Below are 20,165 nucleotides of genomic sequence, written 5' to 3'. Positions count from 1 at the left end.
AATTTAGAATAACAATATGCCTATTCGCTCTTCTCAACCTTTGTATATTCAGGCCTGTGGCTTTCACTCTGCCATGGGACAAGATGATGCGCTCATCCACCAGTGTTTATCGGGAGCGAAGCCATCCAACATGGTGGTTGACCAAGATATTTTAAATTCAGGCCGCCAAACAGTAATCGGTCGAATTGCACAGACGTTACCGCAATTACCACCCGCACTCAGCCAGTTTGATACGAGAAACAACCGCCTCGCACTTTCGGCTTTGCAGCAAATCGAAGGCGACGTGCGTGACGCCATTGCTAAATATGGTCGTGACCGTATCGCGGTCGTGATCGGCACCAGCACATCTGGCATTTCAGATGGCGAAATCGCATTTGGTGAAAAGCTGGCAAACGGTAATTTTCCTGTCGACTACCATTACACCAAACAAGAGCTTGGAAACTGCAGCGATTTTATTGCCGCCTACTTTGATTTGAGCGGCCCACATTACTCAGTTTCAACCGCCTGTTCTTCTAGTGGTCGTGTCTTTTTAACCGCGCAACGCCTGATTCGCTCTGGCATTGTTGATGCGGTCATTGTGGGTGGTGTGGATAGCATTTGTCGCCTCACACTAAACGGCTTTAACGGTTTAGAAGCTCTATCCGATACTCTTTGCAAACCGTTTGACCAACATCGTAACGGCATCAATATCGGCGAAGCCGCAGCATTAATGTTGCTAAGCAAAACACCTGCGCCCGTTGCTCTTCTCGGAGCTGGCGACAGCTCAGACGCACACCATATTTCCGCACCACATCCAGAAGGGTTAGGCGCAGAAGAAGCGATGAAAAAAGCGTTGGCCAATGCAGGACTTACAGCGCAAGACATTGGTTACATCAACGCGCATGGCACAGCAACGCCGTTAAACGATGCGATGGAAAGCAAAGCCATTCATCGCTGCTTTGGAGACTCCGTTCCCGTAAGCTCGACAAAGCCACTTACCGGACACACATTAGGCGCAGCAAGTGCTACGGAAGCCGCGATCGCTTGGCATATTCTCAAGTACAACCTTGATTTGCCAATACAACACTGCGAAACCAAAGCAGACGATATCCATATATCGTTAGTTGAGACGCCAACCAAACTGGGTAACAAAGCGATTCTCAGCAACTCTTTTGCTTTTGGTGGCAATAACATTAGTCTTATTTTTGGTTACGCTCATGACTAAACTTCCTCCCATCGAACAACTTTTGCCACACGACAAACCAATGATCTTGGTTGATCGTGCTTTGGATGTTCAACAAGATACGATTCACTGCCAGGTTGATATCGCAGAACACAACCCGTTCTTCGACTCGACCTCTCAAACCGTGCCAGCTTACGTTGGCATTGAGTTTATGGCGCAATCTGTCGCGGCGTGGTCTGGTTACCACGCATTAATGAAGGAACAAGCGCCACCGATTGGCTTTTTGCTTGGTAGCCGTCGATACACGTCTGAATGCGATACGTTTTCTCGCGGACAGGTGCTCGATGTGTATGCTGAAAAAGTTATGGAAGATAACGGTATGGCGGTTTTTTCAGCCCGTATTGAGCTACAAGGAACTGTTGTAGCGACTTGCCAATTGAACGTTTACGTTCCATCAGAAGAAAAATTACAAGAAATGAAAATCAGGAGTCAACAATGACCCGACAAGTCCTCGTTACAGGTGCCAGCAAAGGCATCGGTAAAGCCATTGCCGTTCAATTAGCCAAAGATGGTTTCCAAGTCATTGTCCATTACATGGGCGATCAACAAGGCGCGCAAGACACCCTAAACACCATCGAACAGCATGGTGGTAGCGGTCGTCTTATCCAATTCGACATCAGTGACCGTGCAGATTGTCGTGAGAAGCTAGAAGCCGATATCGCCGAACACGGCGCTTACTATGGCGTCGTAAACAACGCTGGCATCACAAAAGATACCGCTTTCCCTGCGATGACCGAAGAAGAATGGGATGGAGTGATTCATACCAACTTAGATAGCTTCTACAACGTTCTTCACCCTTGTGTTATGCCAATGGTGCAAAAGCGCAAAGGCGGCCGAATTGTTACCCTTGCATCAGTCTCGGGCCTAATGGGGAATCGTGGTCAAACTAACTACAGCGCAGCGAAAGCGGGCGTAATTGGTGCAACAAAATCACTCGCGCTTGAACTGGCAAAACGCAAAATCACCGTCAACTGCGTTGCTCCAGGGCTTATCGACACAGGCATGGTAGACGAACACGTGAAAGAACATGCGATGCCGCAAATTCCTTTGCGCCGCATGGGAGAGCCAGAAGAAGTTGCTGGTTTAGTCAGTTACCTTATGTCTGACATCGCAGGCTATGTAACTCGCCAAGTCATTTCGGTAAACGGAGGCCTAGTATGAGCCGTCGAGTTGTTGTAACCGGAATGTCGGGCGTGACTGCGTTTGGTAACGATTGGCAATCTGTCGAACCAAAACTGCGTGACTGCCAGAACGCGACGCAATACATGCCTTCTTACGAACAGTATGAAGGTTTGAACACCAAGCTCGCGGCACCCATTTTAGATTTTGAACTGCCAAAGCACTACAAGCGCAAGCAAGTACGCGGCATGGGGCGTGTTTCCAAATTGGCGACCGTCGCAACAGAAAACGCACTAAGCCAAGCAGGTTTGATTGGTAACGACGTACTCACCAATGGTCAAACGGGTATCGCATACGGCTCATCAACAGGCAGTACTGACGCAATCGGCGCATTTGGTGTCATGCTGAATGAGAAAACAACTAAAGCGATCACCGCAACGACTTACGTGCAAATGATGCCGCATACCACGGCAGTGAACGTTGGTCTATTTTTCGGTTTGAAAGGCCGAGTGATCCCAACCAGCAGTGCATGTACCTCTGGCAGCCAAGCAATCGGCTACGCCTACGAAGCGATCAAGCACGGCTACCAAACGGTCATGGTTGCTGGTGGCGCTGAAGAATTGTGCCCAACGGAATCCGCTGTCTTCGATACCCTTTTTGCCACCAGTCTAAAGAATGAAGACCCGAAAAGCACACCAAGACCTTATGACTCCGATCGCGATGGTTTGGTGATTGGTGAAGGTGCGGGAACGCTAGTTCTGGAAGAGTACGAACACGCCGTCGCTCGTGGCGCGAAAATCTATGCAGAAATCATCGGTTTTGCCAGCAACTGTGATGCCGCACACGTCACTCAACCACAGATGGAAACCATGCAAATCTGTATGGAAATGGCTTTGCAAAACGCGGGCATTCCTGCTGAGAAGATCGACTATGTATCTGCTCACGGCACTGCCACCGACCGCGGCGATATTGCGGAAAGCAACGCAACATCGAATGCTCTGGGCAAAGTGCCAATAAGTTCACTCAAGAGCTACTTTGGCCACACACTAGGCGCCTGTGGCGCGATTGAAGCGTGGCTAGGTTTAGAAATGATGCACACAGGTTGGTTTAACCCAACGCTCAACCTAGAAAACCTCGACGAGCAATGTGGCGATTTAGACTACATCGCCGGACAAGGCCGAGAGCTGGACGTGAAATATTTGATGAGTAACAACTTCGCCTTTGGCGGCATCAACACCTCCATCATCTTTAAAAAGATGTAATGCCCTTAATAAATGCAAAAGCGCTGGTTAACCAGCGCTTTTTTGTTGGTGGCTATCCAGATTGCTAGAAATTGCAATGGCTAGAATGCCATTCAAAAGTTGTAGATAGAGTGGCAATTACAGCCAAAAACCTAAAAACGATAAAGCCCCGACAACTCAAAGAGTTATCGGGGCTTTTGGATAAATGGCACGCCCTATTGGATTCGAACCAATGACCACATCCTTAGAAGGGACGTGCTCTATCCAGCTGAGCTAAGGGCGCGCTACAGGGACAGGATTATACGAGTTCAAACGGGTAAATCAACGGGTTTTCATAACATTCTCATCTGAATGCCTAAAAAAAGTCCATTAAAACGCTTAATGTTCAAAAACACCACAAAGCAAACGTTTGCGTATGGATGTTGATAAGAAATTCTGCGACAATGCGCCGCAGATAATCTGCCTTCTTAATTTATAAGGAAAGTCATGGCTGCTCAAAATATAGACGGAACTCTCATTTCCCAAACTGTTCGATCCGAAGTGGCTGCACGTGTTAAAGCACGTGTTGAAGCTGGGCTACGTGCTCCTGGTTTAGCAGTGGTTCTAGTTGGTGAAGATCCTGCTTCTCAGGTTTATGTCGGTAGCAAACGCCGCGCATGTGAAGAAGTTGGGTTTGTTTCTAAGTCTTTTGACCTTCCTGCGTCTAGCTCAGAAGAAGAGTTACTAGCGCTGATTGATGAATTAAACAACGATGATGAAATTGACGGCATTCTAGTGCAATTACCCCTTCCTGCGGGCATAGACACAACACATGTTTTAGAGCGCATTCACCCAGAGAAGGACGTGGATGGCTTCCATCCTTACAACGTTGGTCGTCTTGCGCAGCGTATTCCAAAGCTTCGCTCTTGCACGCCAAAGGGCATAATTACCCTACTCGACCGCTACAACATTGAGCTACGTGGTAAACATGCGGTTGTGGTTGGTGCATCAAACATTGTTGGTCGTCCAATGACACTTGAGCTGCTGCTTGCGGGCTGCACAACAACAACATGTCACCGTTTTACCAAAGACCTAGAGAGTCATGTGCGTCAAGCTGACGTTGTCGTGGTTGCGGTTGGTAAGCCTAACTTTATCCCTGGTGAGTGGATTAAAAAAGGCGCAGTGGTGGTCGATGTCGGTATTAACCGTCTTGATTCAGGCAAACTAGTTGGCGACGTGGAATACGACAAAGCACGTGAAAGTGCGAGCTTTATTACTCCCGTTCCTGGTGGCGTTGGCCCAATGACCGTCGCAAGTTTAATTGAGAACACGATGCTCGCTTGCGAACAGTTCCACACAGACAAATAACGTAAATTTCAGATACGAAAAAGGCTCCGCAAGGAGCCTTTTTGCTAATTGTTGATATCTATTTCAATTACAGACTTAAAATCACGCCCGCAATCGAAGCGCTCATTAAGTTCGCCATGACACCAGCGATAATCGCACGGAAACCATGCTTAGAAACAAATGCACGCTTTTCTGGTACCAATGAGCCCAACCCACCAATCAGCATCGCCATGCTTGAGATATTTGCAAAGCCACACAAAGCAAACGTCACGATTGCTTGTGAGTGTTCACTAAGTTGAGACTTCACTTCTGCAAGCTGGATGAAAGCGACGAACTCATTCACCACAATCTTGTTACCAATCAGCGAGCCTGCTGTGGTTGCTTCTTGCCATGGTATACCCAACAACCAAGCGACTGGCGCAAACACAAAACCTAGGATGAGCTCAAAACTTAATGGTGTCCCAATAAGATCACCTATCCAGCCTAACATGCCGTTTAGCATTGCAATGACACTAATAAACGCCAATAACGTACCACCGACCGATACAGCAATGCGAACACCCGCCATGGCACCATCGGCTAATGCTTCTACTACGTTGGTTGCACGTGGAATTTCAACTTGGCTAATGTCGATATCTGCTGCTTTATCCGTATCTTCTGGCATTAAAATTTTTGCCATCAACAAGCCGGCAGGTGCCGACATAAATGCAGCAGCAATAAGATAGTTGAGGTCGACACCCAGTGATGCGTAACCAACCAACGTTCCGCCAGCAACTGACGCTAAACCACCTGTCATAACTGCAAAGAACTGCGAGTCAGTCATGTGTTTTAGGTAAGGCTTTACCATTAATGGTGCTTCAATGGTGCCAACAAAGATATTCGCCGTAGCAGACAAAGACTCAGCACGACCGATACCCAGCAGCTTTTGAATACCACCACCGATAAAGTTAATGATTTTTGGCATCACACCAATGTGATAAAGACCTGAGATAAGAGAGGAGAAGAAAACGATGATACCCAGAACATTGATCGCAAAGGTGAAGCCCCCTGTCGCCAAATTACCGAATAAAAACGCAATGCCCTCTTGACCATAGTTGATCAAATTCGACACAACACTGCTCACTGAATTCAGCGCATCTCGTCCTGCGGGTACATATAAAACCAACAACGCAAACAGTACCTGCAAAGCAAACGCAAACGACACCGTTCTCAGCTTTATATTTTTTCTATTTGTAGAAAGTAGCCATGCTAGGAATAGTATGGCTACGATACCAATAATTGAGTTCATAAAATGAATCCGACAGAAGGGGGATATAGAAGGCACCGGATTGTATAGCGGACTCAAAATGCTGCAAGTTGAGGATGTTAACAGTGTGAAAAGTTTAAGCGACCAATAACTGACCAACAAAATAACCAATTGAATTTATTGAAGATAAACGTTTGCTTATTTTAATTATTTCCATATAGAAAATATGTTTCTGATTCAGGAAAAATTTTTGTGAAGTGAATCACCTTATGTGTCGTTCTACAACGTCATTGATCCTGTTATTTAGGAATAGAGATGTAAGGCGCCAAACGTTGGTCCCAATGACAAGGGTTGCCGATCTTCTGTTTGATAAAGTTAATCACTGCGGATATTTTTTTTGGCATATGCTGGCGGCTTGGGTATACCGCATAAAACGGCATCGACTGGCTGGCTTTCCAATCAGGTAAAAGCTGTATTAACTTACCCGTTCTGAACTCATCACCCAGCAAGTAAGTGGCAAGGTAGGCAATACCCCAACCTGCAATAGCCGCATCCCGAACGGCTTCTGCCAGATCTACTGAATAGTTACCCGAGACTTTTACGTTCAATTCTTGCTGATCTTTGGTAAACGCCCACCCCGTATAGTCACGCTCCCAGCTTCTGTATATGAGGCAGTTGTGAGCAGATAGGTCATCCGGTTCTGTTGGCGTGTCATGTTTCAATAAGTAATCTGGCGATGCCGCAACAACAAACTGGCAATCCGTCAAACGCTGCGCAATGTAACCTTCAGGCAAATGCTCGTTGTTGGTTACCCATAAATCGAGCCCTTCGGCTAACATATCGACCTTATAGTCAAACAGATGTACTTCCACTTGAAGTTGAGGATACAGTTCGCGTAACTCTTGAATCGCTGGAATAATGTGTAAGGTACCAAATGATTGCGACAACCCAAGACGTACCAAACCTGCCACTTCATCCCGCTGGGTTTCCATCTCTAATGTGGCGCTGCTCACCGCTTGTACCACTTGCTCACAGTGATGAAAAAAGGTTTTCCCTGCCTCAGTCGGCGTAAAGCTTCGCGTAGTGCGTTGAACAAGCTTGATACCAAGAGACGCTTCTAACTGACTCAACTGTTTACTCACATGAGACACCGACACGCCTAAGCTCTTTGCAGCAGCTGTGAAGCTTTTGTGTTTAAGAAGAGCGGAGAAAATCACCATTTGTGCGGCACGTTCAGATAACACGCTTTACCTCGATTTGGTTATAGAAAAAACAAAGGGCTCCGAAGAGCCCTTGTATTGAAGACTGGATGCCGAATTGTTTGTGGCAGATCAGTATTTAATGCGGTCAGCCAAGTGGCTCACAGCAAGTGCGAAGTAGTAAGAGCGGTTCCACTTCATCAATACGTTGTAGTTATTGTAAACCAGATACGTACGACCATTCTCGTCGTCCGGCATGATCAACCATGCTTTGATGTCTTCATCCAGTTTTGGCAACGGGCTACCGTCATATTTTGTGATACCTAATTGGCTCCACTCTTGAAGGTATTTGCCTTTTTCAGCCGTGCGCCCTTCTAGGCTGCGATCAATATTTTTAGGAACCTTAACTTGGCGACCCCAAGTATATTTATCATCCCAACCAGACTTGCTCAAATAGTTAGCGGTTGATGCAAACACGTCCGCTTCAGATTGCCATATGTCTTTTTTACCATCACCGTTGCCGTCAGCAGCAAAACGAAGGAAAGAGCTTGGCATAAACTGGCATTGACCCATCGCACCAGCCCATGAGCCTTTAAAGTTCTCTAGCTCAATATGGCCTTGATCGAGGATCTGCAGTGCCGACATAGTCTCTTTACGGAAAAACTCTTCACGACGGCCTTCAAATGCCATTGTGGATAGTGCATCAATCACTTTAAAGTTGCCGGTAAACTTACCAAAGTTACTTTCAACTCCCCAAAGTGCCACAATAAAGCGCGGGTGGACACCGTACTCATCGCCTATACGCTTTAGCTCGGTGTAATGCTCTTTGTAGAGTTGTCTGGCTTGCTTCACCTTCCATTCAGGCACCGCGCGAGGAATGTACTCATCCAATGTCAGTTTCTTTTCTGGTTGGTTTCGGTCCGCTTTTACTGCTCGGGGCTTGTACTCAACATTAGCAAAAGCAGCACTAATGACCTGCTCTGAGATACCTTTATCACGAGCTTCAGCACGCAGCTTATTCAAGTATTCATCAAAACCCTCGCTACTTGCAAAAGCCGAGGTACACATACCAACGCTAAGCATGGTAGCCAGTATCTTTTTCATATTGCCCTCCTTGAGCAAGGCAGAAATCCCAGATGAAAAACGATGACGTTATTCGCCTTTCTGCTGGGCTTTTTGTTCTTTGTACTTTTCTAATAGGTTCTCCGGCGGCGGTGGAACCTGAAGAAAGAAGCCATCATTTTGTAATGAAGCCTTCACTTTTTCGATATCAACTTGTGCCAATTTACGGCCATCAAGTTTAATCGTCATGACAGCGATAGGCTTACCGAACATCTGCATTAAGGTGTCAGGAACCTGTGAAAAATCATCCTTTTTCGGAATATAGAGATAAGTACCTTCTTTTTTCGAGCTTTTATAAATAGAACAAAGCATGACACGCCTTTTATGCTGATTTAGCCGCGTTGAGTGCGGATTAGGTTGAAAACGTCAAATTCTCGCAAACTTAATAGCAAATTTGAGATTAATTCACCTATTTGCCCACGAGAGAACTTGCTGCGTCAAAGGATGAAATATAACATGACATACCTAGTTTAAGGCAACGCTCTTTCAATAAAGGCAAGAAGTCCACGATGACCCATTCACCAGACCTTAAAGGTAGCAGTTTTACATTGTCAGTTTTACACCTTTCTGACAATGAGATCGCAAAGACTGTCGAATTTTTGCAAGAAAAAGTTTCTCAAGCACCTTCTTTTTTTGCATCCGCGCCTTTGGTAATCAATATAGCAAAAGTACAAGGCGACATTGATTTCCCTAAGCTTAAACAAGGCATCTCAGATGCCGGTTTTATTCCGGTCGGTGTAACGGGCTGTAAAGACAAGCGTGTACAAAACCTTGCTTCCGAAGCTGGCTTCGCCATTATGTCGGCGAGCAAATCGCCAAGCCAAGCACCTGCCAAAATGGCACCAACGAAAGTAGTTCGTACGCCTGTCCGCTCAGGACAACAGATCTACGCAAAAGATGGTGATTTGGTGGTGCTAGCGCACGTAAGTGCAGGTGCTGAAGTCATTGCTGACGGCTCTATTCATATCCATGGCACACTTCGAGGTCGTGCGATTGCAGGAGCAAGTGGTCAGCAGGAAGCGCGTATTATTTGCCACGATTTACAAGCAGAACTGGTATCCATTGCGGGTGACTACTGGTTAAGCGATCAAATTGAAAGCGAGTACTGGCAAAAGAAAGTAATGATCAGTAAAGCCGATGAATCATTACATTTAGAAGTTCTCGCGATTTAATCTAAAAAGGAAAAAAAATGGCACGCATTATTGTAGTAACGTCTGGTAAAGGTGGCGTTGGTAAAACCACTTCAAGCGCAGCCATCGCCTCTGGTCTAGCTCTTAAGGGAAAAAAGACCGCGGTGATCGATTTTGACATCGGTTTGCGTAACCTCGATCTAATCATGGGCTGTGAGCGCCGCGTCGTGTATGACTTTGTGAACGTCATTAACGGCGAAGCGACATTAAACCAAGCGCTGATCAAAGATAAGCGCACGGACAACCTATTTATTCTTCCTGCTTCTCAAACTCGTGATAAAGACGCACTGACAAAAGATGGTGTTCAGCGCGTATTCGGCGAACTTGATGAAATGGGCTTTGATTTCATTATTTGTGATTCACCAGCAGGTATCGAGCAAGGCGCGTTAATGGCCTTGTACTATGCCGATGAAGCCATTGTCACAACGAACCCAGAAGTCTCTTCTGTGCGTGACTCTGACCGCATTCTCGGTATTTTAGATTCCAAGTCACTGCGTGCAGAACAAGGGCTAGAGCCAGTAAAACAGCACCTTCTACTGACTCGCTACAACCCATCTCGCGTCACTCAAGGCGAAATGCTAAGCGTTGAAGACGTAGAGGAGATCTTACATATTCCACTACTGGGCGTGATTCCAGAAAGCCAAGCCGTGCTTAACGCGTCAAACAAAGGTGTGCCAGTCACTTTTGACGATAACACCGATGCGGGTATGGCTTATTCTGACACCGTTGATCGCTTATTAGGCAATCAGGTTGAATTTCGTTTCCTTACTGAGGAGAAGAAAGGACTCTTTAAACGACTCTTTGGAGGCTAGACATGTCATTATTAGAATTTTTCCGTCCACAGAAGAAAACTTCTGCGAATCTAGCTAAAGAGCGTTTGCAAATCATTGTCGCAGAGCGCCGCAGCCAAAATGATCCTGCGCCGTCTTACTTGCCTCAATTAAAAGAAGACATCTTGAAGGTGATCAGCAAGTACGTGGCAATTGATCCAAATATGGTTGACTTAACATTTGAGCACAAAGACGACGATATCTCAGTTCTTGAGCTGAATGTGAAGCTACCAGACGAAGAAAAGTAATCAGTTTCTCTCGCAAGACGAATGCTCTAATTAGAACGAAAAAGGTTGGCATCGAGGCCAACCTTTTTCATCTTTCATTACTTTAATGCTTTGTTCATCTTGTCGCCGAGTAAATCCAAACGCCACCCTTGCATCAAATCAGGCAATACTTCTAGGTCACGATCTTTTTTCCAAACCCAACTGATCAACTGATTGATCTGCTTTTTAGAGGCAAGGAACTCCGTGGCTAAACCTGACTTCTGCGAAGCCGATTTCACCAAGTCTTTCATATTTTTGAAGACCTGCTTGTAACCCGGATAGTCCATTAAACGCTCAATTTTCGCAGGATACTCTTCAGAAGGTGTTTGCTTCGCTTGTTTAACAATCGCGGCAATCTTCGCGCCATGGCGGTTAATCGCTCGGATATCAATATCTTCTGCTTCCATCTTCTTAAAGTTCGTTAAACCAAGACGAGCGACCGTTAATAGATCACCTTCTTTGAAGATAAAGTTCAGCGCTAAATCTCGTTTGATTGCTTCACGATAACGCCACGTCGCCAATGGCTTTAAAATCGCCAGCTCAGAAGGTTTTAATTGCCAAGCGCCCTTAATATCAAGGTAGGCATTCTCTTCATTGGTTACGCGAATACGTTTCGAAACGAGTAAATCACTTTCTTGCTGTACAGCTTCCCACCAACCTGCTTGCGTCACCTTATCGAACAGCTTTTCGTATAACGGTAACAAGTAATGAACATCTGCGGCAGCATAATCTAATTGCTTTTGTGTCAGTGGACGAGCCATCCAGTCGGTACGTGATTCACTTTTGTCGAGCTCTACGCCTAAATATTCTTCCACCAGCGATGCGAAGCCTGTCGATAGGCCGTGACCGAGAAAAGCGGCCATCAGCTGCGTATCCACCATAGGGAATGGTGTACAACCAAAAGCGTTTTGGAAAACTTCTAAATCTTCACCACATGCGTGCAGCACTTTTAGCACAGAAGTATCTTTTAATAGCGCTACAAACGGCGTCATATCCGTTAATTCAGTCGGATCAATCAGCGAGAGGCGATTACCATCGAAAAGCTGAATCAGACCTAACTGCGGGTAGAAAGTGCGAATACGAACGAATTCGGTATCCAGCATCACTACGTCTGCCTCTCGGGCATGAGTGCAAACCTCTTCTAGGTCTTTGTTTTTAGTAATAATTTGATAGTTCACATACTTCTCGCTATAAAAAATGCCAGCAAAACGCTGGCATTCTATCATTTTTTAAATCTCTCGACTCGACGAAATCGGCTTATGCGCTTTTCTTCGCAAGTTCAGCGTCATTCTCTTCGCGTAAAACACGACGCAAGATCTTACCGACATTGGTTTTAGGTAAGTCTTCGCGGAATTCAACCAACTTCGGAACTTTGTAGCCAGTTAGGTGTTCTCGACAATGCGCGATCACTTCGTCTTTGGTCAAGCTCGGATCGCGTTTCACGACATAAATCTTCACTAATTCACCAGACACTTCATGCGGCTGACCAATAGCAGCAACTTCAAGTACTTTGCCGTGTAGTGCTACAACGTCTTCGATTTCGTTCGGGTAAACATTAAAGCCTGATACTAAGATCATGTCTTTCTTACGGTCAACGATATGCAGGAAGCCTTCGTCATCGAACTTAACGATGTCGCCAGTTGATAGCCAGCCGTCTTCGTTAATCGTATCTTTCGTTACTTCAGGTCGTTGCCAGTAACCTTGCATAACCTGAGGACCACGAACTTGAAGTTCACCAGTTTCAGTATTCGCAAGAGCGTTGCCTTCTTCGTCCACGATACGAACTTCTGTTGATGGTACCGGCAGACCAATAGAGCCATTGTATTCAACAAGATCATGCGGATATGCCGCAACCAACGGAGAACACTCTGTTAGGCCGTAACCTTCGAGCAAATAGCAACCCGTGGTCTTTTGCCATCTTTCTGCCACTGAGCGCTGCACTGCCATGCCGCCGCCAACGGCTAAACGTAGATTACTGAAATCCAACTCGTGGAAATCTTCATTATTGACCAATGCATTAAATAAGGTATTCACGCCCGTAATCGCAGTAAACGGATGCTTTTGTAGCTCTTTCACGAACCCTGGAATATCTCTAGGGTTGGTAATAAGTAAGTTACGACCACCCATTTCGACAAACAGCAGACAGTTTACGGTAAGAGCAAATACGTGATACAGCGGTAACGCTGTTACGACTAATTCACGCCCCGGAGATAAAACCGGTCCGTACGCGCCTTTTGCCTGTAGAACGTTCGCAATCATGTTGCGGTGAGTCAGAATCGCACCTTTCGCGACACCTGTCGTCCCCCCCGTATATTGCAGGAATGCAATGTCATCCCCAGACATAAACGGTTTAACGTATTGTAGACGACGACCTTTACGTAGAGCCTGACGCATTGAGATAGCACCAGGTAAATCGTACTTAGGCACCATGCCCTTAACGTACTTCACGACAAAATCGACAATCGTACCTTTCGCTCGTGGCAGCATTTGACCAAGACTGGTTAACACTACGTGTTTGACTGGTGTTTTATCGACGATTTGTTCTAGCGTATTCGCAAAGTTAGACACAATCACAATCGTCGTCGCACCTGAGTCATTCAATTGGTGTTCAAGTTCACGAGGAGTGTAAAGTGGGTTAACGTTTACGGCGATACAACCTGCACGCAAAATACCAAACAACGCCACTGGGTATTGCAGTAGGTTTGGCATCATCAGAGCAACGCGGTCACCCTTTTGCAGTTTTAACTCGTTTTGCAGATACGCTGCGAATGCGCGACTACGCTCTTCCAATTTACGGAAGGTCATAACCGAGCCCATGTTCATGAATGCTGGTTGGTCTGCATATTTTTGTACAGACTGCTCAAACATTTCTACCAAAGACTCATATTGCTCTGGATTAATGGTTTCAGGTACGTCACTTGGATAACGTGAAAGCCATGGTTTATCCACGATGTTACTCCTCGTTTATAACTGGCTAAAAAATAGCGTCCTTTTTATTTTGAAAGCTATTACAGCACAGCGAACGTGCTTGAGCACGCAACTCTCAAACACTTGTTTAAATTTTGTTAACTACACCAAGAATTCGCGTTGCGACCTCGAGTATTTGCTCTAAATGACAGTGATGACCACCCTTGACAGAAACCACTTGCGGCGGGTTCTCTCCCCAATCAGCTTGGTTAGATGGTAAATTCTGAAATCCTTGATCGCCTAACACGATCAAATGAGGACAACGTATTTGGCTGGTAATCGAGTTAGCATGCGCTTGCGCCATTCGGTAAAGCGACGCACATTTTAACTTGGCATCATGCCGCCAATACCATTTATCTCCTCGCTGCTCCGTTCCTCGCTCGACTATCGGCAGAAGCTGCTCAGCGGTTAATTGGTTGGCTTGCATGCGTAATTTTAACGCCAGATCGAAGGAGGCAATGGCTCGCTCTGGCTTGTTTTGCTGTCTTATTCGACTTAAAACGCCATCGCGAAGACGAGGCAAACTGTTAGTAGGATCCTCATGAAGAGGTCCTGCTCCCTCAATTTGCACAAGAGCTTCGACCTGCTCTGGAAACGCTGCACTATAGCAACTTGCGATTAAAGCACCAAGTGAATGCCCTACTAATATCAGTCTGTTTGGTGATAATTCGTCCAAAAACTGATACAAATCGGCAATATAGTCGTGAAAGGGGTAATAATTATCGTGAGATTTATGACTCGATAAACCGTGACCAAAATGATCGATGGCTAGGAGGTGTAAGTGAGGATTAAGTTGATTCAACTGCTCCATGAGCGCTTTAAAGCTGCCCGCATTATCTAACCACCCATGAAGAAAAACGACTGACAAGTCAGCCGTTTTCTCGTTCCCTATCTCAAGGGCTGCCATTTTGCCGGCAGGAAGCTCGAATTGACGCTCATGCATCGCAGATTATTTGACCTGTTTTATCACTTTACCGTCTTGTGGGAAATCATTACGCCACATGCGGCAGTTAATCGAGTAACATGGGTAAAAGTAGGTTGGCGAGTCATACATGCGTACACGTTCTTCAATTTTCCATAAACGGTACCCTTCCCCCTTTATTACCGGGAAGATGTAACCGTGCTCACCGATCTTTCCTTCTTCTTCCCCTGCTCCTTTGCCTACAACCGTCACCAAACGGCCTTCACTAAAGGCGACAGGCTCTAAATAGCCATCAAAATAGGCGACAAAACGCCCCGTAGGCTCTTCATCGATATCAGGTTTACCAGACTTACTGATAGGAAGGTTTACAATCTCTAGACGCGTTTTATCTTTAAAGTTATCCACTTTAGCGATGATTCCACCAAGGCGAACATCTTCACTCACTTGCCCCTGAGACTCAGCAAAAGCTTTATAGTCTGTAACGACCAATTCTGTGCTTGCATTTAGCTCCTCAGGCAACGAGCTACACGCAGACAAACCAACCGTAGCAAATAATGCGAGAAAAAACCGTCCAAAAACCTTCATAAACCACCTTTCAATATTAGTAACCCCAAGCTGGGGAGATCTCACACGTAAATATCGACACCAAGTAATTGAGCCAGTTCCTCTTTTTTAGCTCGATTCATGACATCCATGTACTGCTCCATTGCTTTACGTGCGCCCCCTTCAGGAAGGTCATATTGCACTTGAGCTCGGTGAATTTGGGACTCATCCACGTGTTTTATGGAGTGCGCCACGGCGTTAGCAACCTTTGAAGGCTGACCTACAGGCTGCTTTGTTTGTGATTTATTTACCGGCTTCTTTTGACTGGCTTTATTAGTGCGATTTGCACCGGGAATCAAAGAAGGAGGCAAGCCATTAATCGACGCCATAGCACTCCATAAAAATACAGGGCAAACGCCCTGCTTTTTGTCAGGTTAATGAAAAACGGACTATTCGCGACCAGGAAGTTTTTTCCATGTCACATTATCACGTAAATAAACAGGGCTCGAATCTTCGACCGGCACGGTATTACCCTTTTTAAATTCTTGTTCAGCAAGAATCACGATGTCTTGTGAATCAGGGTACAGAACGTCACCATGCGTCAAATTAAACGGTAGGCCTGCAAATACTTCTTGGTAAGCATCCCAACCAGTACCTGCTGTCGTCCACGTTTTGTCGTCTGCTTGTGCTTCTTCAACGAGACGTGCTGGTGGAATTACGCACTCTGCATCCATCCCTGCCCACTCACCGTTTGCTTGGCGAGTGTAACGTGCCCAGTAAACTTCACCCATACGTGCATCAATGGCGACAGCGACATCGGTCACACCATGTAAGCGATAGCTACCTTGAGCCATTGCAGCCAGCGTTGAAACGCCGATCATAGGTAAGTCAGCACCGAACGCCAAACCTTGTGCGATACCAATACCGATACGAACGCCAGTAAAGCTACCTGGACCACGTCCAAACGCTAACGCATCCAGCTCTTGTAGAGTCAGGCCAGCTTCTTTGAGTACTTCATCAACCATTGGCAGTACTTTTTTGGTGTGATCGCGTGGTGCAACCGCGCTACGTGAAATCACTTGATCATTAGCCAACAACGCAACTGAACAGTTTTCAGTCGCTGTATCGATAGCAAGAATTTTTGCGCTCATTTAACTCTCTACAACTTTCATTTATTGGGTTATGCCTCAGCACTTGCGTCTGTGACAGATTGTTCTGCTTTCAGGAATGCTTTGATTCCATCTAAGTCTCGCGTCCTTGGGATAGGTGGTAGGCTTCCGAGGAAAATACCACCATAGTCTCGCGTGACGAGGCGATTATCACAAATGATCAACGCACCGTGATCCTTCTGATCTCGAATTAATCGCCCGACTCCCTGCTTTAACGTAATCACTGCATCCGGGATTTGTACTTCAGCAAATGGTTCACCGCCACGTAATCGACAATCCTCGATACGGGCTTTGAGTAACGGATCGTCAGGGGCGGTAAACGGTAATTTGTCGATAATAACACAGCTCAGCGCATCACCTCTAACATCAATCCCTTCCCAGAAAGCGCCCGTCGCCACGAGTAAAGCGTTACCCAGTTCCATAAACTCCGCCAAGGTTTTCTGCTTACTCATCTCCCCTTGCATTAACACAGGCAGCTCAAGTACTTCTCGGAACTTCTCACCTAGTTCACGCATCATGCTGTGCGAGGTACATAAAAAGAAGCAGCGACCATCATTTTCTTCAATCACCGGAGCAAGCATTCGGACTAACTTATCCGCTAAGCCGTTACTGTTTGGCTCTGGCAAATACCTTGGCACACAAAGGCGCGCTTGTTTTTGATAATCAAAGGGGGACGGCAGAGAAAATTGCTTTGTAGGCTTGAGGCCAAGGCGCTCAGTAAAGTGCTTGAATTCGCCCGATACGGCTAGGGTTGCTGACGTGAAAATCCACGCGCCTTGTTTAATCTCTATTTGCTCATGGAACTTGTCCGCGACAGAAAGAGGCGTAATGTGCAGAGCGAAATGACGAGGCGAGGTATCGTACCAGTATGAGTAACCGGTAATATCGACATCACAGACGCGGTCGATGCGGCCTTTGATCAAATTGGCTCGTTCAAAAGCGGTATCCAGTAATTGACTGCGCCCTAAAGCTATTTTGAGTACATCAATCGCCAATTCGAGGCTGTCAGTTAAGCGCAATAATTCTCGCTTAATAGAACCTGATTGCAACGCCTCACGCCAGTTGCCACGAAAGCCTGGCTCACCCAATACAATCCGCATGTCCATTGCGCTTTGCATGAGTTTGTCGCCCACTTTTTGCAATTGACGCATATCTTTGGCTTCGGTGCGATAGGCTATTTCAATGTCTTTGGCAAGATCGTGAATTTGGCGGCTTGAAACTGACTGGCCGAAATATTCGCTCGCAATATCTGGCAACTGATGAGCTTCATCAAAAATAAACACATCGGCTTCTGGAATCAGTTCACCAAATCCTGTCTCTTTGATCGCTAAATCAGCAAGAAATAAGTGATGGTTCACCACAACAATGTCGGAATCCATGGCTCGCTTACGCGCTTTCAATACAAAGCAATCGGTGTAGCTCGGACACTCTTTACCTAAACAGTTATCATTGGTTGAGGTGATGGTCGGAATGATCATGCTGTCTTCTGGCAGATCATCACAATCCCCAAGGTCACCTGTTTTGGTTTCTGATGACCAAGCACGCACTTTAACCAGTTGAGTTAATAACGTCGGGTCAGATTCATTAGTGTGGCTTTCGACCATTTGGCGGCTCAAACGATCCAAACACAGATAATTAGAGCGCCCTTTTAATAACGCCACTTGGCCATAAAAACCAAGCGCATTGACCATGAGCGGTAAGTCACGATGGTACAACTGCTCTTGCAAGTTTTTCGAGCCTGTACTGATGATCACTTTTTTACCACTCAACAGCGCAGGGACTAGGTATGCGAAGGTCTTACCGGTTCCGGTTCCTGCCTCCACCACCAACTGGGTTTGATCTTTGATCGCACTGCTGACGGCTTCCGCCATATCGATTTGTGGCTGACGAGCTTGAAAGCCAGGAATGGCCTTACCTAACGCGCCATCAGAGGAAAAAGTTTTTGCGATCATGCTTGGTATTGAGTTTGAAAAATTATCGAGAGTATATCAGAGGAATAGGAGTGACATCAGCCCACAATCTGACCAGCTTGCGGCGACACAAGGATATTTTGTTGAAACCAACGTAAGAATAGATTATTTATGGTGAAACATGGCAGTACAGTTACACCCGCCAGGGAATAATAACAAATTCGTACGCTAAAATATTAATGCATGGAAGTACCTGATTTATGGAAAAGAAAACACTGTTGACCCACTGTTCTGACGCCCCGGGTCTCATCTCGAAAATTACTAATATCTGTTACAAGCACCAACTCAACATCGTTCACAATAACGAATTTGTTGATAATACCAGTGGCCACTTTTTCATGAGAACGGAGTTGGAGGGGTACTTCAACGATCAAACGTTTCTTGCCGACTTGGACCAAGCTCTCCCGCAAGGTGCTAAGCGTAAATTGGTTGGCTCTCGCCGTAAGCGCATCGTCATTCTCGTCACAAAAGAAGCGCATTGTTTAGGCGATATTCTGATGAAAACCTACGATGGAAGCCTAGATGTTGAGATCGCCGCTGTTGTGGGGAATTACGACAAACTGCAAACTCTCACTGAACGCTTCGACATTCCTTACCACCATGTGACCCATGAAAACCTTAGCCGTGAAGAACACGAGCAGAAGATGCTAGAAGTGATCGATCAATACGATGCTGACTTTTTGGTGCTAGCTAAATACATGCGCGTATTAACGCCGACGTTTGTTGAGAAATACCACCACAAAATCATTAATATTCATCACAGCTTCTTACCTGCTTTTATTGGCGCGAAGCCATATCAACAAGCTTACGATCGCGGTGTGAAAATCATCGGTGCAACAGCACACTTCGTGACTAATGATTTAGATGAAGGGCCGATCATCAAGCAAGACGTAATTCCTGTCGACCATACATTCAATGCCCAAGATATGGCGCAAGCGGGACGGGATGTAGAGAAGAACGTATTGAGTAAGGCTTTGAATAAAGTGATCAATGACCACGTCTTTGTTTATGGGAATAAGACAGTGATCCTTTAAGTTCATCGCTTTTGAATGAAAGAAAGGGTTGCTCATTTGCAAACCTTTCTTCTTTCTAGTCGTTCAAAACTTGCTTATTCAGCCTGCTCAGACTCCACAATACGCTTAAGTGAATGCGGGTGCAGCTTGATACAAATGCCTTGGTACTTAAACGCCACCGTTGGGTTGTTCAAGCGTTCGCCATCCCCTTTCGGGTTCGACAGTTTGATCTTCACACCCAGCTCTTCCAACTCATTAAAACGCGCCCCAAACGCTGGGTAAGTGTGTTTCAAATCAGCAAGAAACTCGTCTGCAGTTTCGGTATGAGACGGAATAACAAACTCCACATGTTCCCAGCTTTCAGTTGGGTAGATTTTGCCTTCCGCAGGGTATGGCAGTTCCAGACACTCTATCTTCCAGCCACGGCTTTCTAACGCTTTGTCGAATTCAATAACAATAATCGGGCGACCGTTGATTTTCGCTTGTGAAATCACCTTACCGTATTGATTCCATGCTTCATGCGCGGCTTTTGCTGTTTCAGTATCATTAATTCGCAGCGCAATATGGTCAGCTTGAGCAAAGCTCAGATCCAGTTTTAACAGGGATGTAAGCTCTTCAATCTTCGCCATAAATGCATCCAGATCTTGGATCATCAATTTAGGCGCTAGGCGTTTTTCAACTAGTTGAGTCGTCATTGTGGTTCTCTTTTGGGGCGATTTATCTCATTACTCTGAGCGCAATAGTAAACGCAAACCAAACCACATTTCCATTCAATCGAAAAAGTATAAATTTCCCCAATTCCTCTCTGTATGAAAAGCAA

General features: G+C 45.9%; 21 protein-coding genes and 1 tRNA gene. 9 read left to right on the top strand and 13 right to left on the bottom strand.

Annotated features, from left to right (window positions below):
* Positions 1–16 precede the first annotated feature (16 nt).
* From R8O10_RS15185 to R8O10_RS15170, 4 genes are read left to right on the top strand one after another with little or no spacing between them, the layout of a single operon-like run.
* Positions 17–1,204 carry a beta-ketoacyl-[acyl-carrier-protein] synthase family protein gene (locus R8O10_RS15185; protein ID WP_318191530.1) on the top strand — a complete coding sequence of 396 codons (1,188 nt, stop codon included), beginning with the start codon at positions 17–19 and terminating at the stop codon, positions 1,202–1,204.
* Positions 1,197–1,661 (top strand): hotdog family protein, encoded by a 465-nt coding sequence (locus R8O10_RS15180; protein ID WP_005388322.1) that lies wholly within the window; start codon positions 1,197–1,199, stop codon positions 1,659–1,661. Before R8O10_RS15185 ends, R8O10_RS15180 begins: the two co-directional genes overlap by 8 nt.
* Complete coding sequence (fabG, locus tag R8O10_RS15175; protein WP_005388326.1) at positions 1,658–2,383, top strand: 3-oxoacyl-ACP reductase FabG; 726 nt, start codon at positions 1,658–1,660, stop codon at positions 2,381–2,383. Before R8O10_RS15180 ends, fabG begins: the two co-directional genes overlap by 4 nt.
* A complete protein-coding gene (locus tag R8O10_RS15170) occupies positions 2,380–3,603 on the top strand; it encodes a beta-ketoacyl-ACP synthase (protein WP_318191529.1) in 1,224 nt (407 codons plus the stop codon). The genes fabG and R8O10_RS15170 overlap by 4 nt, the downstream gene beginning before the upstream one ends.
* A 185-nt stretch (positions 3,604–3,788) precedes the next feature.
* On the opposite strand, the gene R8O10_RS15165 is transcribed toward R8O10_RS15170, so the two are convergent.
* Positions 3,789–3,865, bottom strand: a tRNA-Arg gene (locus R8O10_RS15165).
* 203 nt (positions 3,866–4,068) lie between these two features.
* Here R8O10_RS15165 and folD point away from each other — a divergent pair.
* Positions 4,069–4,929 (top strand): bifunctional methylenetetrahydrofolate dehydrogenase/methenyltetrahydrofolate cyclohydrolase FolD, encoded by an 861-nt coding sequence (folD, locus tag R8O10_RS15160; protein WP_318191528.1) that lies wholly within the window; start codon positions 4,069–4,071, stop codon positions 4,927–4,929.
* Positions 4,930–4,996: 67 nt separating this feature from the next.
* On the opposite strand, the gene R8O10_RS15155 is transcribed toward folD, so the two are convergent.
* The 4 genes from R8O10_RS15155 to R8O10_RS15140 all read right to left on the bottom strand — a co-directional run bounded on the left by R8O10_RS15155 (position 4,997) and on the right by R8O10_RS15140 (position 8,787).
* Positions 4,997–6,196 (bottom strand): NupC/NupG family nucleoside CNT transporter, encoded by a 1,200-nt coding sequence (locus tag R8O10_RS15155; protein ID WP_005382298.1) that lies wholly within the window; start codon positions 6,194–6,196, stop codon positions 4,997–4,999.
* 257 nt (positions 6,197–6,453) lie between these two features.
* Positions 6,454–7,398, bottom strand: coding sequence for a LysR family transcriptional regulator (locus R8O10_RS15150; protein ID WP_017634801.1), 945 nt, complete (start codon positions 7,396–7,398; stop codon positions 6,454–6,456).
* Between the two features lie 87 nt (positions 7,399–7,485).
* Positions 7,486–8,457: a lytic transglycosylase domain-containing protein gene (locus tag R8O10_RS15145; protein ID WP_005388330.1), complete on the bottom strand. Its 972-nt coding sequence runs from the start codon at positions 8,455–8,457 to the stop codon at positions 7,486–7,488.
* A 48-nt stretch (positions 8,458–8,505) separates the two neighbouring features.
* Complete coding sequence (locus R8O10_RS15140) at positions 8,506–8,787, bottom strand: YcgL domain-containing protein (RefSeq protein ID WP_005382303.1); 282 nt, start codon at positions 8,785–8,787, stop codon at positions 8,506–8,508.
* Positions 8,788–8,984: 197 nt separating this feature from the next.
* Between R8O10_RS15140 and minC the strand changes: the two genes are divergently transcribed.
* Genes minC through minE form a run of 3 tightly spaced genes read left to right on the top strand, consistent with a single transcriptional unit; the run spans position 8,985 to position 10,743 of the window.
* The gene (gene minC, locus R8O10_RS15135; protein ID WP_005382304.1) at positions 8,985–9,647 is read left to right on the top strand and encodes a septum site-determining protein MinC; all 663 of its coding nucleotides are present in this window, start codon (positions 8,985–8,987) and stop codon (positions 9,645–9,647) included.
* 17 nt (positions 9,648–9,664) lie between these two features.
* Positions 9,665–10,477, top strand: a complete 813-nt coding sequence (minD, locus tag R8O10_RS15130) for a septum site-determining protein MinD (protein WP_005388331.1) — start codon at positions 9,665–9,667, stop codon at positions 10,475–10,477.
* A 2-nt stretch (positions 10,478–10,479) separates the two neighbouring features.
* A complete protein-coding gene (gene minE, locus R8O10_RS15125) occupies positions 10,480–10,743 on the top strand; it encodes a cell division topological specificity factor MinE (protein ID WP_005388332.1) in 264 nt (87 codons plus the stop codon).
* Positions 10,744–10,820: 77 nt separating this feature from the next.
* On the opposite strand, the gene rnd is transcribed toward minE, so the two are convergent.
* The 7 genes from rnd to R8O10_RS15090 form a co-directional block, all read right to left on the bottom strand.
* Positions 10,821–11,939, bottom strand: coding sequence for a ribonuclease D (gene rnd, locus R8O10_RS15120; RefSeq protein WP_318191527.1), 1,119 nt, complete (start codon positions 11,937–11,939; stop codon positions 10,821–10,823).
* A 79-nt stretch (positions 11,940–12,018) separates the two neighbouring features.
* Positions 12,019–13,710: a long-chain-fatty-acid--CoA ligase FadD gene (gene fadD / locus R8O10_RS15115; RefSeq protein WP_318191526.1), complete on the bottom strand. Its 1,692-nt coding sequence runs from the start codon at positions 13,708–13,710 to the stop codon at positions 12,019–12,021.
* A 106-nt stretch (positions 13,711–13,816) separates the two neighbouring features.
* Positions 13,817–14,671 (bottom strand): alpha/beta fold hydrolase, encoded by an 855-nt coding sequence (locus tag R8O10_RS15110; protein ID WP_005382215.1) that lies wholly within the window; start codon positions 14,669–14,671, stop codon positions 13,817–13,819.
* 6 nt (positions 14,672–14,677) lie between these two features.
* A complete protein-coding gene (locus R8O10_RS15105; protein ID WP_005382214.1) occupies positions 14,678–15,235 on the bottom strand; it encodes a Slp family lipoprotein in 558 nt (185 codons plus the stop codon).
* A 41-nt stretch (positions 15,236–15,276) separates the two neighbouring features.
* Positions 15,277–15,582, bottom strand: coding sequence for a hypothetical protein (locus R8O10_RS15100; RefSeq protein ID WP_005382213.1), 306 nt, complete (start codon positions 15,580–15,582; stop codon positions 15,277–15,279).
* Positions 15,583–15,642: 60 nt separating this feature from the next.
* Positions 15,643–16,344, bottom strand: coding sequence for a tRNA (adenosine(37)-N6)-threonylcarbamoyltransferase complex dimerization subunit type 1 TsaB (tsaB, locus tag R8O10_RS15095; RefSeq protein ID WP_318191525.1), 702 nt, complete (start codon positions 16,342–16,344; stop codon positions 15,643–15,645).
* Between the two features lie 29 nt (positions 16,345–16,373).
* Positions 16,374–18,314, bottom strand: coding sequence for an ATP-dependent DNA helicase (locus R8O10_RS15090; protein WP_262635061.1), 1,941 nt, complete (start codon positions 18,312–18,314; stop codon positions 16,374–16,376).
* A gap of 218 nt (positions 18,315–18,532) precedes the next feature.
* Here R8O10_RS15090 and purU point away from each other — a divergent pair, with 218 nt between their 5' ends.
* Positions 18,533–19,366, top strand: a complete 834-nt coding sequence (gene purU / locus R8O10_RS15085; protein WP_005382206.1) for a formyltetrahydrofolate deformylase — start codon at positions 18,533–18,535, stop codon at positions 19,364–19,366.
* 74 nt (positions 19,367–19,440) lie between these two features.
* On the opposite strand, the gene R8O10_RS15080 is transcribed toward purU, so the two are convergent.
* Complete coding sequence (locus R8O10_RS15080; RefSeq protein WP_262635062.1) at positions 19,441–20,040, bottom strand: VOC family protein; 600 nt, start codon at positions 20,038–20,040, stop codon at positions 19,441–19,443.
* Positions 20,041–20,165: the final 125 nt, after the last annotated feature.

It is taken from the genome of Vibrio sp. 1727, assembly GCF_033344415.1.
Classification (GTDB): Bacteria; Pseudomonadota; Gammaproteobacteria; order Enterobacterales; family Vibrionaceae; genus Vibrio; species Vibrio alginolyticus.
The sequence above is the reverse complement of the archived record's forward strand: the minus strand, read 5'-3'. Positions and strand labels throughout refer to the sequence as shown.

What these genes read in the sequence shown, in the direction of transcription:
- R8O10_RS15185 (WP_318191530.1), top strand. Translation starts at nt 17, where the DNA reads ATGCCTATTCGCTCTTCTCAACCTTTGTATATTCAGGCCTGTGGCTTT.
- R8O10_RS15180 (WP_005388322.1), top strand. Translation starts at nt 1,197, where the DNA reads ATGACTAAACTTCCTCCCATCGAACAACTTTTGCCACACGACAAACCA.
- fabG (WP_005388326.1), top strand. Translation starts at nt 1,658, where the DNA reads ATGACCCGACAAGTCCTCGTTACAGGTGCCAGCAAAGGCATCGGTAAA.
- R8O10_RS15170 (WP_318191529.1), top strand. Translation starts at nt 2,380, where the DNA reads ATGAGCCGTCGAGTTGTTGTAACCGGAATGTCGGGCGTGACTGCGTTT.
- folD (WP_318191528.1), top strand. Translation starts at nt 4,069, where the DNA reads ATGGCTGCTCAAAATATAGACGGAACTCTCATTTCCCAAACTGTTCGA.
- R8O10_RS15155 (WP_005382298.1), bottom strand. Translation starts at nt 6,196, where the DNA reads ATGAACTCAATTATTGGTATCGTAGCCATACTATTCCTAGCATGGCTA.
- R8O10_RS15145 (WP_005388330.1), bottom strand. Translation starts at nt 8,457, where the DNA reads ATGAAAAAGATACTGGCTACCATGCTTAGCGTTGGTATGTGTACCTCG.
- R8O10_RS15140 (WP_005382303.1), bottom strand. Translation starts at nt 8,787, where the DNA reads ATGCTTTGTTCTATTTATAAAAGCTCGAAAAAAGAAGGTACTTATCTC.
- minC (WP_005382304.1), top strand. Translation starts at nt 8,985, where the DNA reads ATGACCCATTCACCAGACCTTAAAGGTAGCAGTTTTACATTGTCAGTT.
- minD (WP_005388331.1), top strand. Translation starts at nt 9,665, where the DNA reads ATGGCACGCATTATTGTAGTAACGTCTGGTAAAGGTGGCGTTGGTAAA.
- minE (WP_005388332.1), top strand. Translation starts at nt 10,480, where the DNA reads ATGTCATTATTAGAATTTTTCCGTCCACAGAAGAAAACTTCTGCGAAT.
- R8O10_RS15110 (WP_005382215.1), bottom strand. Translation starts at nt 14,671, where the DNA reads ATGCATGAGCGTCAATTCGAGCTTCCTGCCGGCAAAATGGCAGCCCTT.
- R8O10_RS15105 (WP_005382214.1), bottom strand. Translation starts at nt 15,235, where the DNA reads ATGAAGGTTTTTGGACGGTTTTTTCTCGCATTATTTGCTACGGTTGGT.
- R8O10_RS15100 (WP_005382213.1), bottom strand. Translation starts at nt 15,582, where the DNA reads ATGGCGTCGATTAATGGCTTGCCTCCTTCTTTGATTCCCGGTGCAAAT.
- tsaB (WP_318191525.1), bottom strand. Translation starts at nt 16,344, where the DNA reads ATGAGCGCAAAAATTCTTGCTATCGATACAGCGACTGAAAACTGTTCA.
- R8O10_RS15090 (WP_262635061.1), bottom strand. Translation starts at nt 18,314, where the DNA reads ATGATCGCAAAAACTTTTTCCTCTGATGGCGCGTTAGGTAAGGCCATT.
- purU (WP_005382206.1), top strand. Translation starts at nt 18,533, where the DNA reads ATGGAAAAGAAAACACTGTTGACCCACTGTTCTGACGCCCCGGGTCTC.
- R8O10_RS15080 (WP_262635062.1), bottom strand. Translation starts at nt 20,040, where the DNA reads ATGACGACTCAACTAGTTGAAAAACGCCTAGCGCCTAAATTGATGATC.